Source organism: Companilactobacillus kimchiensis (assembly GCF_001438805.1).
GTDB classification, from domain to species: domain Bacteria; phylum Bacillota; class Bacilli; order Lactobacillales; family Lactobacillaceae; genus Companilactobacillus; species Companilactobacillus kimchiensis.
The window spans coordinates 1-17861 of the sequence record NZ_JQCF01000011.1; the positions used below are offsets into that span (position 1 = coordinate 1).

At 34.2% G+C, this 17861-nt stretch carries 12 protein-coding genes; 3 read left to right on the top strand and 9 right to left on the bottom strand.

What is annotated here, in order from left to right:
• The 6 genes from pglX to IV57_RS06840 form a co-directional block, all read right to left on the bottom strand.
• Window positions 1-1916, bottom strand: a 1916-nt coding sequence (gene pglX, locus IV57_RS06815) for a BREX-1 system adenine-specific DNA-methyltransferase PglX (protein WP_157051930.1), incomplete at its 3' end; no start/stop codon positions are given.
• Window positions 1917-1932: 16 nt separating this feature from the next.
• Complete coding sequence (brxC, locus tag IV57_RS06820; RefSeq protein ID WP_057880764.1) at window positions 1933-5553, bottom strand: BREX system P-loop protein BrxC; 3621 nt, start codon at window positions 5551-5553, stop codon at window positions 1933-1935.
• Between the two features lie 12 nt (window positions 5554-5565).
• Entirely contained in the window at window positions 5566-6141 is a 576-nt protein-coding gene (locus tag IV57_RS06825) for a DUF1788 domain-containing protein (protein WP_057880765.1), read from the bottom strand.
• A gap of 3 nt (window positions 6142-6144) precedes the next feature.
• Window positions 6145-6741 carry a DUF1819 family protein gene (locus IV57_RS06830; protein ID WP_057880766.1) on the bottom strand — a complete coding sequence of 199 codons (597 nt, stop codon included), beginning with the start codon at window positions 6739-6741 and terminating at the stop codon, window positions 6145-6147.
• Window positions 6742-6859: 118 nt separating this feature from the next.
• Window positions 6860-7555, bottom strand: coding sequence for a DUF554 domain-containing protein (locus IV57_RS06835; protein ID WP_057880767.1), 696 nt, complete (start codon window positions 7553-7555; stop codon window positions 6860-6862).
• Between the two features lie 70 nt (window positions 7556-7625).
• Window positions 7626-8441 (bottom strand): MerR family transcriptional regulator, encoded by an 816-nt coding sequence (locus IV57_RS06840; protein WP_057880768.1) that lies wholly within the window; start codon window positions 8439-8441, stop codon window positions 7626-7628.
• Between the two features lie 147 nt (window positions 8442-8588).
• On the opposite strand from IV57_RS06840, the gene IV57_RS06845 reads away from it, so the two are divergent.
• Both IV57_RS06845 and IV57_RS06850 read left to right on the top strand, forming a co-directional pair.
• Window positions 8589-11183, top strand: a complete 2595-nt coding sequence (locus IV57_RS06845; protein WP_057880769.1) for a hypothetical protein — start codon at window positions 8589-8591, stop codon at window positions 11181-11183.
• A gap of 261 nt (window positions 11184-11444) precedes the next feature.
• Window positions 11445-13958: a DUF11 domain-containing protein gene (locus tag IV57_RS06850; protein WP_057880770.1), complete on the top strand. Its 2514-nt coding sequence runs from the start codon at window positions 11445-11447 to the stop codon at window positions 13956-13958.
• Window positions 13959-14143: 185 nt separating this feature from the next.
• Here the strand turns inward: IV57_RS06850 and IV57_RS06855 are convergent, their stop codons facing one another.
• The 3 genes from IV57_RS06855 to groES form a co-directional block, all read right to left on the bottom strand.
• Window positions 14144-14707, bottom strand: coding sequence for a hypothetical protein (locus IV57_RS06855; protein WP_057880771.1), 564 nt, complete (start codon window positions 14705-14707; stop codon window positions 14144-14146).
• A 413-nt stretch (window positions 14708-15120) separates the two neighbouring features.
• The gene (groL, locus tag IV57_RS06860; protein ID WP_057880772.1) at window positions 15121-16752 is read right to left on the bottom strand and encodes a chaperonin GroEL; all 1632 of its coding nucleotides are present in this window, start codon (window positions 16750-16752) and stop codon (window positions 15121-15123) included.
• A 54-nt stretch (window positions 16753-16806) separates the two neighbouring features.
• Window positions 16807-17091: a co-chaperone GroES gene (gene groES, locus IV57_RS06865; protein WP_057880773.1), complete on the bottom strand. Its 285-nt coding sequence runs from the start codon at window positions 17089-17091 to the stop codon at window positions 16807-16809.
• Window positions 17092-17233: 142 nt separating this feature from the next.
• Between groES and IV57_RS06870 the strand changes: the two genes are divergently transcribed.
• Window positions 17234-17860: a CPBP family intramembrane glutamic endopeptidase gene (locus IV57_RS06870; protein ID WP_236704333.1), complete on the top strand. Its 627-nt coding sequence runs from the start codon at window positions 17234-17236 to the stop codon at window positions 17858-17860.
• Window position 17861: the final 1 nt, after the last annotated feature.

The following is a 17861-nucleotide window of genomic DNA, read 5'->3' on the forward strand; positions in this document are numbered from 1 at the left end:
ATCTTAGAAAAGTTCGCTTGGTTAGTTCGATAAAGATAGCCACAATCAGGATTATCAATTGCTTCAAGAACTTTATCTTTTTGGACCTCCATACCGCCTTTAAAATCAGATAATTTGATATAAACGCCATCACTATTATTCGATTCAATATTTTTAATAACAAATGTATTAATTGGCACAGTTGCTTCTTCAAATGCTGAGTATTCCATTTGAATCAAACTAGATATTTTTTTGTTTTGAACTATATAGGATCTCAGTTTTTCATATGTTTTAATAAACATCCAAACGAATGGTGTCATATATGCAGAATAACCATTAGGTTTTAACCAGGTTATATTGTTGTAAATAAAGACTGAGAATAAATCACCAGAATAATTAGAATAATTTTTCTTAACGTATTTCTTTAAGTTACTATCCATTTTGTTTAAATATGGCGGATTAGTGGTTACAGCAGTGTATTTGATACTCATAGTTTCTGCTAAATCCAATATTTCAAGCATAAGTTCTTTGGTTTTTTGAATACCGTATAAATCAATACCTGTGACGGTAACATTATTAACTGCATCCCTTAAATCATCAAAATTATATTGTTTTTCAATTTTGATGATTGATCCTAACTCCTTAGCGTTTTTAAACAGATCAGTAAGTTCTTTTAAATCATCTTGTATAGGTTCTGGAATATGCTCAATAAATTCAGGAGTGATTTCTGTACTCTCTACAAAGACATACAAATTAGGCTTAACATCATCTTTCTGCAATATCCGACGATTGTACTGTCTAGCTTTCATCATCAATGAGAAGTATGCCAGTTGATATGCACGTTGGTCGATTTCTAAACCGTAAAGATTCTTCGTAATAATATTTATTGCGGCATCTCTAGCAGAATAGCCTTCTTCTTGATAGATCTTCATAAGAATATCAAACGCATAAATCAAAATATGTCCTGATCCCATAGCGTTATCCATTAATTTAATATCTTGAATGTCTTCGTTATTTGGCACAGTATTCAATTTTTCAGGTAATAGAAATTTTAAATCATCTTTTAGTTTACTGTCAGGATGCCTTTCCATCCAATATTTTCCTAATGAGTTGTCGACCATGTATCTAACAACCCAGTCAGTAGTAAATAACTGAGTGGCTGCGGGAATATCACTTTTCTTAACTGCACCACCAGTTATATTAACTACTTGATCATGCAATTCTGTATTGTAATATTGATAGATCCATCCTAGAATTTCAACCTGACCACCTTGAGAAATATCAAAATCATTCTCATCAATGTCAGTAACAATTTCTCTAATCACACCACGATTATAGTTTGGAGTGAACAATAATTCTGCATAATCATTAGTCTTCTCAAATAGATATGGAAGGTTCTTGTTCAAAGCATTAACTTGCTTAATAAACAGCATCTTGTATAAATCATCCATTTTAGTTGGATCTTCTGTATCCCAAGCATCACTAATTAAGCGTCTTTCGTCATCTGAGAAAGCCCCTAATTCGGCTTCTAAGTCCAATGGATTCATCATAATATCAGGTTCATTACGATTCTGCGTACTAGATAATACCCTAGTTCTACTTGGTAAATAATCATTAACTTCCATAAATCGAATAGCAACGATTCGGTTGAACCAAGTGTAAGCAATCTCTTCCATCAAATCTGTAAAGGCAGTTTGATAATCACTCTTTTTGGCACGAGCCTTTAATTCATTAACTAATTTCTTTCTCTTTTGAATGTCCTTACCAGTCAATGGCAAACTATCATCTATGTAATATTCTATTTCACTAGTTGAGATTTCGAGCTTATCAATAATGCCATCTTCGGTAATACCAATTGAACCAGCTTTTTGTTTTACCATTTGTAATAATTCATTTCTTGCATTAATGGCAAACTTTTTTATCGCATTCTTATCCATTAAATTCCTCTTCTAATTACAGATCCAAATTGATACTGTCATTGTTTTTCAATTGTTCTACCAAGACTCTTCTCAATTGGTTTAATTCTTTATCAATATCGTTTTCATCATCAATCCGCCATGATTTAGATATTTGTAATGATTTAATACTGATGTGCTTAGGAATGGTTACAGGTTTGGGGGTTACAGGTCTTGGAGGAGTTAGTCTACTTGGTCCAATCGGAATATCTGATAGTGTAGGTTCAACAATTTTTTTAGATTCAGCAATACTATCAATTTGATCCTTAAACCTAGTACCCAATACTGTGACCTTATTTGATGTGACCATCAACTTGTCCAAATCAACGGAATTTTCAGCATTCCTATCTAATAATTCAAATTCACTTTCAATTCTTTGTTGCATTTCATCTAATACTTCTTTATCACGAGCATAATCAAGGACACTATCCTCTTCAGCCTTAATATCACCCTTGATACTTTCTAAACTCTTATCAAATGACTTGCTATATTCAACATTAAAATCAGTATTATAATCTTTTAGTTTGTTAACCTGCCCCTGAGGTTTATTAGAAATCATAATTTTCTTAATATCAGTAATGATTCTAGGTAATTCTTCTCCCTCAATAAAGGATTCCGAATTACTATAAATTTCTAATTTGCGTTGTGAGTTTTCCCAGATTTCTTTTTGACTGTCACTATTATAGAATTCAGAGATTCCTCCATCATCCATATCATCATGCCAATCAAGTAGGTCATTTTTATCTTTCCCTAATTGATCATAGAACATATCAGTATCATTAATATTAAGCAATCTTTGTAACATGTCGACACCAGTTTCAATCAAATTCAAACCTGGATAATATGAAGGTGACGCTTGATTTCTTTTCAAATTTCTCAGATTCATTGAAATCTTATCTTTAAGCTCATTCATGACAGTATCGTCTTCATCATTAGAAAAGCTTCGCTTATTAAAGACTTCATCGGCCACTTCTAATAAGTCTTTTTTCTTTGCCATGGATATTTCATGTCTAGGTTCAAATTGAACCTTATCAACATATGATTTTTTAGTAAAATACTGAGAAATTATTAATGGATCAGATTCATTATTAAAACTAACTGAAGTGTTATTAACATAAAGTTTCAATTTAGCATCAGCGAATAATTTAGCCGCTAGCCATCTAATATCCATATCCTTATAGCCATATGGGATCTTACTGAACTTATCCAAAATAGATTTATAAGAAATTTTATTTCGACCATCAAATGATCTATTAATATTATCTAATAAGGCTTGTATTGCTTGTTGATTTTCATTAGTTTTGACATTTAAACCATCATTTTTAAACAAAGCGGTTATATCTTTATCACTATTGGTTACTTCAATATATGCCAAATTACGGTATACTTCATCGATTAATTGAATCTCGGCATCTGCTAAACGCTTGAAGAAATCTTTACCATTATTTTCTAATTTACTACCAGAAATATAAATATCAGCATCCTGCAAAGCGGCCATTAACTCCTTAGAAGCATTCGCTTCTAAAGTTCCACGCTCTACCTTTTTTATTTCAATAATTTGTCTTGAACGTTCATCAGTTGGTTGATTATTAACATCATAAGCAAATTTTCTAATTTTGAGTGATTGTCTAAAATCATCAATATAAGAATCTTCTTCAGGCATATCAATAATAATTGGTGGTTGTTCTGGATTAATTGAGATTCTTGATAATTCAGCTTCATCCCGATGGTAGTCACTCTCAGGAGTATTAACTTTAATATTCATTTCATTATTAATCGAGGCAATTGGAGAATCATCGACGTATGCATTAAACATGAACGTATATTGATTATTCAACTTAGGATAAGTAAATTTTCTCGAGATATTAGTAGTGGCAAACAATTGATCACCAATACTTTTAGAAATTTCACTTTCATCAACATTTTGCTTATTAATTTGTTTACTAATGTCTTGTTCAGCATCAGTTAAGAATTCATAACCATGAGTTGTCTTTTCAATTAATTCTTGGTTAATCAAAATAGCCAAAGCATCTTTAATTTTGTTTTCCAATTCAATTCGATCAGTATCAATCGAATCAATCATCAGTGTTGTCACATTATTTAATGTAGCATCGAAATTTTTCACATATTTAACCATGAATAATGTTTCGAGAACTTCCACGGCAAATGGTTTTACCTCTTTATTGGGATTGATTTTTTCATTGTCAATTGCATGCTGGATAACAATTGCATGGGTATGATCAAGAAATTGTTCCAAGCCTCTAAAGAAAACACTATATGGAATTAATGATCTGGTATCTTTTTGTTCAAGATATTGTGCTGATTCTTGGAAAACGGCCAACATCGAACGTTCACCTTCAGCTAAATGTTTCCCATCGGATCCATTCTCACGAATAGCGGTTAACGTCTCTTGTAACAATACAAACTGATATGGAACGAATGGATATACTTCTGAGAAGGCTTGAGCATCGTCATATTTCTTTCGTTCAACATCCCCATCAAAATCAATCAGATTATTAATCGAATGTTGCTCGTTATTGTAAGTATCTTCCAATAATTTTTTAGCATTATCAGTTTTAGTTAACAGACGTTTTTTAATAACCTCATCAACGTTAGCCGACGACATCGAAATTCGTGTATGGAATCGACCTTGAATTTTAGAAAAATCTTGACCATTAATATTATCTGTTACTTGATCGATTGCCTGTTGACTTGTAACAATTACCCAAGCTTTACCATTAGTATATGTTCCCAAATCTTCAACAATACTTTGCAAGTTGAGCATTCTTTGTTGTGAATCACCAATATATTGACCGATCTCATCAATCAGAAAGACCATATGATAGTCATTCGATTGTTTTTTAATATAATCATTTACTAGATGCGCAAAATCTTGAACATTGAAACCATAACCAGCTGAAAGATTATCAACAAATCCTTGAGCATCATCTTCCGACATAAAGCCAATATTTACCAAAGTATCCCTAATAGTTCCCGTCATAAAGGCATATTCATTTCTAAATTCAATCCAATCACGATGCTTTGAATCAACTTTAGTAAATTCATTTTTGAAATCTTCATAGCGATTCTCTTTGATCAATCTTCTTTCAAGATCGGCCAACCAAAAGTTTTCACCTGATAGACCCAATTGTTCATTAAAGACCTGTAAAAAAACATTTAGAATAGCATCCTTTTGTGATTTATTACCATCCCTAGCCTTCGAATCAATATTGAAAAGCATTACTTCATTTTTAATCTGTGTAGACTTTTTCATATCTGCAATTGTTTCAGAATCAGTTATTTTATTGTCGTCTGTAAAATAATCTAAAGCTGGTTTACCTTGAACTTCTCTATTTTCCAATAAATATGCCAAGATTTTTAGAAAGTGAGATTTACCAGAACCAAAGAAACCGGAAATCCAAACTCCCATATTAGTAGTGTTATGACCAATACTATCCACATATGCCTTGAAGAAATCATTAAAATGTCGTTTCAATTCTCTGGTAACAACATATTCTTCCAGTTCTTGTTTAACGTTCTGATCTCTTTCATCACCAATCGTGATAACACCCTTAATGTTTCGATCAATTGGCTTAGCAAAAACATCTTTAATAATCATGATTAATATCCCCTAATTTATTTGAAATGCTCGATAGTAATTATCCTCTTTTAGTTCTCCAAACATACTTAGACTAAGACTGTCGTATTTGCCTGGATAAAATAATACCACTGGCACGTTCGAAATAATTTGATGCATGGTATTTAATATTTTATGTGCTCTTATTAACGGATAAATTTGTCCTATACCAGTTAAAAAGACTATTGTGTCAGGATTTATTCGTTCTTCTATATACTGCACTAACTCATTGTCAGAATTTGTCATTCGTAAAACATTATTGATTTGTTCCGACAAATAATCAATTCCATCCCTTTTTTCCATCTCAATAACCGCATCTTTAATGCCACGTTCTTCCAAAAGCCGCCACATTATTTGATAAACATTAAATTCCTTTATCTCATAACCAATTGTGTCTTTGGTATAAACGTGTTCAATATTATTTAATTCTTTTCTAACTATTAAGTAATCCTTAGGATTATAGGCCAAAATATAATAGGAAACTTCATTTGATAGCCCTTGATTATTCTGAAACTCACTGTTTTGAATTTTTTCTTTTAAATGATCTAACTTAGTTTCTGTTGAACTCATTATTTATCTCCCTAAAAAAATGGCTAATATTTTGTTATCTTTATTAGCATTCATTAAATCTTCTAACTGATATCCCATAAAAGGTCGAATAATTTCATCATATTCACCTTTATCCTTCATCAAACCAGCTTCTCTGATAAATGTTTTAAATGTCAGCGTTAAGCGCCTGATAGTCTGATCAGTCCAACCTGCAACTTGCTTACTTTCCTGCTGCTTTCGATTAAAAAATCCTTCAACCTCATAATCATAAAGTTTGGCATCTCCAACTATTAATTCATCTCGATATGTCTCATACATAAAATCTGAAAACAAATCATCTATTTTAGTGATGGACATTAGATTAACAATTTTTTTGTCACTTAATGGTAATTTTGGATAAGTCTCCACATAACTTTTATCTAAAGATGCTATTCTTCTTCTAAGAGTACGAGATAAATTCTCGGATCTTCTTTTACTAATTTGTTGAAAATAATTATCTTCGATACTTTTTTGCTTAATTTCTTCAGCATTTAATCCCTTGTTTACTAAATCAATATACTGAGAAAATTCATCTTGCCAGAAGGCATGCGATACCATCCCTGCACTGTATTTTTTCATCATTTACCGCTTTCCCAAACAAATTCTGCAGCCATATATTTCTAGTATATTATAAATTACGTAACATTAATCTAAGCAGATCAAAAAAGACCAGACAAATGTCTGATCTTTTTTACTATCCCTAAAACAACTGCATAATAGCAATCACAATAATAGGTACAGCCAATGAAGGCAATAAATTCAATACTTTGATTTTCTTAATATTCAACAATCCCAAGCCAGAGGCAAAAATCAAAATTCCCCCAACAATGGTTAATTCGGTAATCATATTATTATTGATCGAATTCTGCAATAACATGGCAATCAAGTAAATACTACCCTGCCAAACCAAAACAGCTACGGCTGCTAAAGCCATTCCAATCCCAAAGGTTGATGCCAAAACGGTCGAAGTAATTCCATCAAGCATTCCATTGGTAAATAAGAAGGTGTAGTCCTTGTTCAAAGCAGCCTGAATTGGTCCCAGAATCGATAATGAACCAATACAGTACAATAACACGGCGGTTGCTAATCCTTCGGCTAAATTGCTACCACCGTCTGGATTAGGTTTGGAAAATTTACCAACCACATTATCAAAATGTTTTTCTAAGTTGATCCATTGTCCAAACAAGCCACCAATGGACAAACTGACAATGAACAAAACTGGATAATGGCTCTTGGGCATGTTTTGCACCACGGCATTGATACCAATCAACATGGCAGCCAAGCCCAAGGCCTGTGTCAGGATCTCATTATACGCAGGTTTAATTCCTTTTTTGAAATAACTGCCGACAAAACTTCCGACTAAAATCATGCAGACGTTAAAAAATGTCCCTATCATAAGATCCCCCCTAGTTAAGATGTTAGTTATTAATTATAAACTCTCTAGTTACTAGAGGGTCAATATTTTTTTAATCTTCACTAATTGGAATTCTTATTTCAGTGACATATTTGGATAGATCATCAGTAATACCATAATCGATCAAGGCCGTTTCAACTGCATCCCCAGTGATTTGATAATTATGCTTCTGACAATAATCAATCATCTTTTGATATTGGGTAGTTGCCGTATCATGTGTCCCATGGAATCTTAATCGCAAATACTTACCAGCAGGTAATACTCCTGTAGCATCTTTGTCATCCCCTGGTTCTAGAATCAGCAATAAACCACTATAATCATCAAAACACCTTTGTTGCAATTTATCCGAGGTAAGAATTAATGCAATTTTACCCAAAAAAATGTTTTTATCAACACCATACTTTTGACGCAAAGTTGTAATTGGCATTTCAATATCCTGGTTTGGACGATAATCTTCATTTAAATAAATAATTGGAATATTTTTCAAAGATATTAATTCAATTTGATTCAAATTGCTGTGTATCGCATCTCCAACTTGAGAAATTCGAGCATCAATTCGCTGTTCAATATTTTTTAAAGAACTAATTTGTCGTTGAATTTGTTGCTTTTGTTCTTGTAACATTTCCTCAAGTTTAGAAATATCTCTAGCCTCAAAAAATTCTTTGATTGAATCAATCGACAAATCCAAAGCTCGTAAATATCCAATTACATTTAACCGTTCAAATTGTTCCGTTGAATAAAAACGGTAATGAGTTTCTGGATTTATTCTAGCTGGTTTTAATAAACCAACCTCATCATAATAGCGTAAGGTCGATATTTTAACTTTAAATAATTTTGATAATTGTCCAATCGTGAATAGACTTTCCAAATTTTTACCTACCTATAATTGTGAAATTTAATTCAATCTAGAATAATACTATCTTCAGTAATTGAACAATTTATATATTTATTAAAATGTACAATATTATTAATGAAATGATTGTCAAATTATTATTGTATTTTGGGGGGAATATCGATGAATAATGCATATAAATGTATTAAATATTTCTTGAGCATTTTTCTTATTGCTCTTTTTTGTTTTGTACTTTTTAATAACGATACGTTAAACGTCAAAGCCGTATCTGAACAAGATGTCATAGATCAAACTAATAGACATATTGATGATGGCGTCAAGGACTGGTCACAAAAAACATCCAATCTTGGCTACATCGGATCCATTCCTATTAGTAATGGCGTTTCGTTAGATTATACCTTTGGATCAGCTCGTAATCGTACCGGGAAAGTTGTTGGTGGTGACAGTACTATTACAAATCCTACTGTATCAACTACAGCTGGAACTAACTATTTTTCTAAAATAAATGTTTTTATAAATAATCACGGTAAATATAATAGTATCGTCCATCAAGGAAAAAATTCTTATAATGACAATGGCGATCCTGGAAAAACTTCGGATACTTCTGCTGACTTCGATCTTGCCCAAGGTCTATTAAACCAATACTATGGTTCTTATTCTGTCATGGGAAAAATGAGTTCAAAAGTTTTCCTCATCGGACATGATGATAAACAACGTTTAGTATTAAAAATTGCGGGTCACTTAGACAGTGGCCCAGGTACTGGTACTTATGCTGAAGTAGTTTTACGACCATCAGCTACTGGTGCTCCTATAGTTCAACGAGAACTCTATGTTTATAATCCTTCAACTAGTACTAAACAATATCAGACCTATTTTGGTGAAGATACTTCATTAAATGATGACAGTACTATCTATGATTCCACAACAAGTTCGAATCCAGAAGATAACGGTGATGATGTTCCTCTTTATGCCATTGGTGGAGGACAAGGACTTTATATTACTAGTGATAAAAATGCCACAAGTAGTAAAGCCAAATTATTTGTTACCAACAATGTTCCTGGTGGCTTCAATGATTTCATGGGTATTGCTTATTCTAGTCCATACAATATAACTATTAAGGGTAAAAGCAATACCCCTGGTTCAGGGGATATAAGAAATCCTAGTTTAACTCAAGGCAAAAATGATACTGGTGATACCAAACGTAACGCTGGTTCTTCCCTTCTGTATGGTTCAAACGATAATGGAACTGTTTTCCCAGTTGTGGACAGAAACGGCCATAGTAATTCAGCTTATACTTTAAGATGGAGTTCTCTTGGTCAAGATGCAAATTCCGTTGCACACTATGCTTCCACAATTGGTGCAACCATATCTCCATATGCTGTCCCTACAGTAAGTAAAACCTATACCAATAGTAATAAAAGTACTGATGGTTTAAATCATGTTGGTGACACACTTCACTTCACTTTGAAGGTTTCAAATCAAGGTTTAAACTCAAACTGGTCCTTTAATAACTTAGTAGATAAACTACCTGCCGGATTGCAAATTGATCAAAATTCAGCTAAGTACGTTTGGACCTATATGACCTCCCCAAGCAGCAATACCTCAACATCTGAAGATACTGAACACATCGGTGGCCGTGGTGATGTTCCTCTGACCGCTACTACAAATAACCAATTGAACTTTACCCCTAATACAATTTTAAAGGATAAATCTACTTATACTGTTACCTTCGATGCAACCGTTACTTTTAATTCTCTCAATAATTTAAATAATGGTGTATTAAATAATACTGCTACCTTCACCGGTAACAATCGCAACAGTAATGGATCTAATCTTGATAACAACAAAGATTATACGGATAATGTCGACATTCCAATTGAAACGCCAAAATTCAGACCCACTTTCACTAAACAAATACGCAATGTTTCTAAGGGCGGTGTTTTTGCAGATAACGCTACCGGTGAAAAGGGTGATATCATCGAATATCAAGCTCAACTCAAAAACATTGGTACTGACACCCTCAAAAGTGGTACTTTCAGTGATGATTTACCTGCTGGTATTGAATTGGTACCCGGTACAGTTAAACTAAACAACGTCATTCAAAACGGATTATCATTTAATGTAGGTGCTTATCCTAATAATAATATCCCACTTACCGTTGATTTCCAGGCAAAAGTTACTAGTCCTAAAGCAATGACGGCTACTAACATCGCTGAATTGAACAATGTTAAAACCGCCGCTAATACTCCCTATAAAAATATTGAGTCAAGTAGTGCCATTCTCGCTATTACTGAAACAGCACCAACAATCTCATTTGATGAGGTACCATCGTTAATAGACTTTGGTAGTATCAATACTGATGGTTCTGAAAAATTATTACCAAGTGTTAGAACTGATGGCAAATTACTAATCACTCATACTGATAACACACCATTTCAAGTTACTGTTAGCTATAATAATGAAGATAGTCCCATTTCCACGAAAAATGCTAATGGTACTATTGCCAATAAACTAATGCAAAATAACGATGATGTCATCTACTTCAATCAAAATACCAACAATGATTTAGCAAATTGGCAACCAATTTCAGCTAGTGGCATTCCTATTAAAATTGATGGGTTCTCCGGTTCATACACTAGTGGTGATTTTTCTAAATATATCGGTTTAGATAAATGGAAGCTATTGATTCCATCCAATACTAAAGCCGGTAAATATAATGGGCTGGTTACTTGGGGAATCTCTGATACTCCTCAATAAATACGAATAAGAAACTATGACAAAATGGTCTACAAACAAAAAGTGCGATATAGATTTTGCAAAAAATCTTATATCGCACTTTTTTTATTTGAATATTAAATAAATAACTTTCCTCATACCATGTAAAAAGATTCTTATCCATTAAAGTACAATAGCAATAATTTGAAGTATAATTATCCTTATATAAAGCATATTAACTCACTCCATATCGATAGGAACCAAAGAGTTATATCAAAGCATTTTTTGTGGAGGAATAAATTTATGAAATACAATGAATATATCTCAAGAACGTTATTCATATTCTTTATGTCCTTATTATTAATCTTTACCTTTGGAAATCATCCGACAACAGTTAAAGCAGTTTCTCAAAACGATTTACAAAATGCCGCAACTACCATGGGAAAATACGATGGTATCAATAATTGGACTTTACAACCCAATAGACCAGGCAATGCTGTTGGAAATATTCGAATTGGTGGCAACATTTCACTCGGATACGCTTTTGGAACTGCTCGTGACTCTAATAACAATGTCATAACAGGTGGTGACACTACCATTACTGATCCAAGTACAAAGGCTACTGTCAATGGTAGTCCTACGATCAATAATTCCAAAATCAATATTTTCTTAAACAATAATAAAAAATATTATGGTATCTTACATCAAGGTAAAAATTCATATCTCAATGGTGACCCCGGAACGACATCTGACACTTCAATCGATTTTGCCCTTCTCACTGGTAGTTCTGAGGCCAATTTCAGTAGTGCAATGAATGTCCTTACTAATTTAAACACAATCGCAGGCTCCAAGGCTGATAAATTATTTTATACCGGGACAGACGATAATGGTCACCCTGCTTATAAACTGGTGGGTTCATATACTAAATTGGGGGGCATTTATGTTGAGATAGTCCTACGAGCAGCACCCAATGGTGCGCCAATTGTTCAGCGTGAACTATTTGTCTATAATTCAAGTGCAGCAAAAAGGCAATTTCAAACTTTCTATGGTGAAGATACTGCTTTAAGTCCAGATATGGACACCAATGTTGATAACGTCCCTATGTATGCCATAGGTGGTGGTCAAGGATTATATCTCTTAAGTGGCGCAACATATAATCCTGCTTCAAAATTGTATGTTACTAATAATACCGCTTATGGTTTCAACGATTTTATGGGACGTATTTTTTCTAACCCTTCTAGTTGGTCTATCAAAGGTAAAGTAAACCAGGCTAACGGTTCCAATATGACTTCACCAACACTTCCTTGGAGTGCAAATCCTACGAGCTCACAAGATGGTGATACCAATGCCGCAGCTGACTCTAATTTATTAGTTGGTACTCTTCCTTCTGGAACATCATATAAAGTCGTTGATGGTAACGGTCTTCAAGATACAGCATACACTCTCAGATGGAATCAAACATCTCTTCCATCACAAGGAGTCCAAGGATTTGCGTCAAATATCGGTGCAACAATTGCTAATTACGCACTTCCTAATATCAAGAAAACTTATACTAACTTAACAACCACGAATGGCACAAATAATGTTGGAGATACCCTCCAATTTACTCTATCTGCTCAGGATGATGGATATAAATCTCACTGGGATATATCGAGAATTCTAGATGAATTACCCACTGGATTAACACTTGACCCTAATTCGATTACCAGCGCCTCTGTTAAGGGAAATAATATTGATTTTGATCCTGGTGATTATATTTCTTCTCAAACTAGTCCTACTGTTCATGGTAGGAAATATTCCACTTCATTCAAGGCTACTATCAACAATCAAGCCCCTTACAATCTGGCTAATGGAAATCTAACCAATACAGTCAAGTTTACTGGTCACAACAAAGATCAAACCGAAGATCAAACTTATTCTGATAGCGTTAAAATTCCTGTTGTAACACCTAAGTTTAATACCCACTTCAAAAAGCAAGTTCTGAATTATACTGATAATCCTACTGGTGTTTTCAAGAATGAAGTAACTGCCAAAAAAGGCGACACGATTAAATATCAAGTTACGTTCATCAGTGATGGTTCGGCCCATCTAAATAGTGCTGATTTTTCTGATACTTTACCAATTGGCCTTGAATTAGTTCCGGGTAGTGTAACCTTGAATGGTGTAGCAAAGCCAAGTTTAAACTTCTCAACTGGAGCACTTAACAACAACACTACTAATACAGTTGATTTCACGGCTACCGTTACCGGTGTAACAAAAACAACTGCCTCAAATACAGCCTATTTAAAGAATGTCAAATCAAGTGATGGTAAAACAACAGCTAGTATCCCATCTGAGGAACCTGCTGATGTTGATATTCAAGAAACCTTACCTACAACCGATTTTAAAGAAGTTCCTACTTCAATTGACTTTGGTAGTGTCAATACAGCCGGCATTGAAAAAATAATTCCTAATGTCAAAACAAATGGTGAACTAAGTATCGACCATTCCAACAATACGCCATTTCAAGTAAGGGTCAGTTACGATAATAATGATAGTGACAAAGCCATTTCTAATGGCGATACCAAGCTTATTCAAGATAACGATTCTGCCATGTTCTTAAGTCAAAATAATGGGGACAGTACAGATACTTGGAAGGTACTTTCAACCGAGCCGACACCAATCAAAAGTGATGGTTTCAGTGGTGTTTACAATGACTATAGTCTGACAAAATATATTGGTCCTAAAAAATGGAGGCTGCGGATTCCTGCTGGTGCCAAGAGTGGCCAATATCACGGAGTAGTTACCTGGGCAATTGAAGATACTCCTCAAAGTTAAAGTTTAACTATACCGAAAAGCGTTAGTCGCATATTGTTATGAATTCTAAATCAAAAATCACACCATATTATTATAAATTCCGAATAAGGGATTCATAATAACATGGTGTGATTTTGTAAGATATGAAGTCCTCTAATAACCGAACTTAAGGAAGAACCAAATTTAATTCACTAGAGGTTTTTTTACTAAGCCTGTTGTTTAATAATTCCCACTTCAATATTAGCCTTATCACAAATTAGCGCAATAACGTAGGCGATGGTTTCCGTATCATCCCAATCAGCTGAGAGATCCAAGTTGACTTCACGACCATCGTTTAATTTCAAATCCAAATAATACGGTGTTGGCAAATGGAACATTATTTTCTTCGGAGCTTTGAATGAACCACCCAAGACGTTAGCCGGTGCGTTCATTTCTTTCCCAACAACAACTTCTAAGGATTTAATGTCTGTAAACTTGAACTCATCTTTATCATCACTGAATGGAAAAAGTACGGACTGAAATCTCACACTCATATTTTGGTAATTGTGAGATTTGATGCCCTGATCATCAATTGACCAATAACCGTAAAAATCTGTCATACTTCTGGCAAAAAGTAATCCACAAATAACCAATGCTGCGATTCCTAAAATAATCGCCAACATGAATTGATGCGTAACTATTTGTATTATTGCACCAACTATTATCCCTACAACCAAACTCACTATCATTGGTGTGTAATTGATTCTTTGACCAAATTCAATATTGTTCATTCTGATTCTCTCTTCTGCTTTTTACTTTTTAGATGCGTTATGTATTTACACAATATTCTTTATTCTATACTTTTAAAGTTGAGATATGAAATTTAAATTAATTTGAGACTATTGGAAAAGTAAAAAAAACTTTTTCCATCTAACAAATAAATTTCCACCGACAATATCGTCCTTCATATAATTACGAATGTCTTTATTCAATTGATTTTTATGAATAAAATCAACTGTGCGTAGGAAACTTCTCTCAGTTTTTTGTGTTTCCAAAGTTTAAAACCACCCTCAATTTTTAAGGTACTAAAAAAAGCGCTAGTAAATTTTGCTTTCTACTAACGCTTTTGAAATTTATAATTTAAACATGCAGCGAGGTTTTTAACACTCTAATTGAAACAAGTAAACCTAGGTTTATTCGCTCTCTACATCATACCGCCCATACCACCGGCAGCTGGATTAGCAGCTGGAGCAGCAGGTGCATTCTTATCTGGTTTGTCAGCTACAACAGCTTCAGTTGTCAACAATAGAGCGGCAACACTGGCTGCATTTTGTAGAGCTGAACGGGTAACTTTAGTTGGGTCGATGATTCCGGCGTCAACCATGTTTTCCCACTTATCAGTTGCAGCATTGTATCCAACTTCGTTCTTTTCGTTCTTGATGTGGGCAACGATAACTGAACCTTCCATACCAGCATTTTCAGCAATTTGACGTAATGGTTCTTCAAGTGCACGTGCAACGATGTTGATACCTGTTTGAACGTCGCCTGTTTCTTTAAGAGCTGTTACTTTGCCTAATACGTTCATCAAAGCTGTACCACCACCAGCAACGTAACCTTCTTCAACAGCGGCACGTGTGGCATTTAGAGCATCTTCAATTCTGTATTTCTTTTCTTTCAATTCTGTTTCAGTAGCAGCACCGACTTTAACGACGGCAACACCACCAGCTAATTTAGCTAAACGTTCTTGTAACTTCTCTTTGTCAAAGTCTGAAGTTGTTTCAGCCAATTGTTTCTTGATAAGTTCAACACGTTCAGCAATCTTATCTTTGTCACCAGAACCTTCAACAATAGTTGTATTGTCCTTTGTAACGGTAATCTTACCAGCTTGACCTAATTGATCCATAGTTGTGTCTTTTAGCTCTAAGCCAAGATCTGAAGTAATTACAGTACCACCAGTTAATGTAGCGATATCTTCTAGTTGAGCCTTACGACGGTCACCAAAGCCAGGAGCCTTAACAGCTACAACGTTGAATGTTCCACGAATCTTGTTCAAAACAAGTGTTGGTAATGCTTCACCATCAATATCATCAGCGATGATCAACAATGACTTACCTTGTTGAACGATCTTTTGTAATAGTGGTAAAACATCTTGGATGTTTGAGATCTTCTTGTCAGTGATCAAGATGTAAGGATTATCAAGATCAGCTTCCATCTTGTCATTATCAGTAACCATGTATTGTGAAATGTATCCACGGTCAAATTGCATACCTTCCACAACGTCTAAAGTTGTATCGATACCCTTTGATTCTTCAATTGTGATAACACCATCGTTACCAACTTTTTCCATGGCATCAGCAATCAAATCACCGACTTCTTCATTAGCTGAAGAAACTGAAGCTACTTGAGCGATATCTTTCTTACCAGATACTTTGTGTGAAATCTTGTGAAGTTCATCAACAGCAACCTTAGTAGCTTCTTCGATACCAGTTCTGATACCAACAGGGTTAGCACCAGCAGTAACGTTCTTCATACCTTCTTTAACGATTGCTTGAGCAAGGACAGTAGCTGTAGTAGTACCATCACCGGCAATATCGTTAGTCTTTGAAGCAACTTCAGAAACAAGTTTAGCACCCATGTTTTCGAAGTGGTCTTCTAGTTCAATACTCTTAGCAATAGTAACACCATCATTTGTGATCTCAGGTGCGCCATAACTCTTTTCAAGAACAACGTTTCTACCCTTAGGTCCGATAGTTGTCTTAACTGTATCAGCTAGTTTGTTAACACCATCCAACATCTTTGAACGTGCATCTTCTGAAAATTTAATTTCTTTAGCCATTTAATTTTCACACTCCATAGTTAATTTATAATTTTTAATTAGTTAATTTTTAAATTAGTCAACGATTGCCATGACATCTTTTTCATGAAGGATCAAATATTCGTTATCTTCATACTTAACTGTTGAGCCCGCATATTTGTCGAAAAGAATCTTGTCACCCTTTTTGATACTCATAGGTAATTTCTTTCCATCATCAGCAACTAAACCATCACCAACGGCAATAACTTCAGCTGTTTGTGGTTTTTCTTTAGCGTTGTTTGCTAAAACAATGCCACCGACTGTCTTTTCTTCTTCTTTATCGACTGTTACAATGACTCTATCTCCAAGTGGTTTTAACAATTTGAATTCCTCCGATTGATTATTTTTTAGTTTTATTTTTATCATTTAGCACTCAATCTTCTCTTGTGCTAATCACAAGTTTTATATTAACATTTAATCGTGAACATGCAAGCATTTACCTTTAAAAATTATGGAGGAAACTATGTCTTACCAAAGAAATCAATTTTTCACCTTACTGACCTACATCCTATTGTTGTGTCTAGGAACAGTCTTATCAATGCTCAACGTAACCGGATCACCATATTTTGTTGTTTTGACAATCGGAGCTTTAGTAGCCGCTGGTATCATGATTTACTTAGTTAAATTAAGTGGACCCAATGAATTTGAAGAAAAAACCACTTTAAACCATGATCTACAATGGATCATTTTGGGAACCGTCGGCGCTATTATCGTCCAATTTGGAATCGGTTTTGCTGATAAATTATTGTTCCATGCAAGTACTGATTCACAAAACACCATGCAATTATTATTAATGGTCAAAGCCTATCCTTACTATTTCCTCTATGTGATGATTGCTGCACCAATCATGGAAGAAATTATTTTCAGACGAGTCTTCTTTGCAAACTTAGTCAAACCAACTAATATTTACATTGCTGCGATTATTTCGGCTTGTCTGTTTGCCTTCATGCATCAAGATACTCGTTTCTTAGTTTATGTAGCCATGGGATTGTGGTTCTCATTTGTTTACTACAAGTCAAAAAACATCTATGTCAGCGCTGGTAGTCATATTTTAATGAACGCCATCGTTTTGACCATGGGAATAATGTAAA

Bases quoted from the DNA above. Each gene is read 5' to 3' on its own strand.
- IV57_RS06855 (WP_057880771.1), bottom strand. From the start codon at position 14,707: ATGAACAATATTGAATTTGGTCAAAGAATCAATTACACACCAATGATA.
- IV57_RS06845 (WP_057880769.1), top strand. From the start codon at position 8,589: ATGAATAATGCATATAAATGTATTAAATATTTCTTGAGCATTTTTCTT.
- IV57_RS06850 (WP_057880770.1), top strand. From the start codon at position 11,445: ATGAAATACAATGAATATATCTCAAGAACGTTATTCATATTCTTTATG.
- brxC (WP_057880764.1), bottom strand. From the start codon at position 5,553: ATGATTATTAAAGATGTTTTTGCTAAGCCAATTGATCGAAACATTAAG.
- groL (WP_057880772.1), bottom strand. From the start codon at position 16,752: ATGGCTAAAGAAATTAAATTTTCAGAAGATGCACGTTCAAAGATGTTG.
- IV57_RS06830 (WP_057880766.1), bottom strand. From the start codon at position 6,741: ATGATGAAAAAATACAGTGCAGGGATGGTATCGCATGCCTTCTGGCAA.
- IV57_RS06825 (WP_057880765.1), bottom strand. From the start codon at position 6,141: ATGAGTTCAACAGAAACTAAGTTAGATCATTTAAAAGAAAAAATTCAA.
- IV57_RS06870 (WP_236704333.1), top strand. From the start codon at position 17,234: ATGTCTTACCAAAGAAATCAATTTTTCACCTTACTGACCTACATCCTA.
- IV57_RS06835 (WP_057880767.1), bottom strand. From the start codon at position 7,555: ATGATAGGGACATTTTTTAACGTCTGCATGATTTTAGTCGGAAGTTTT.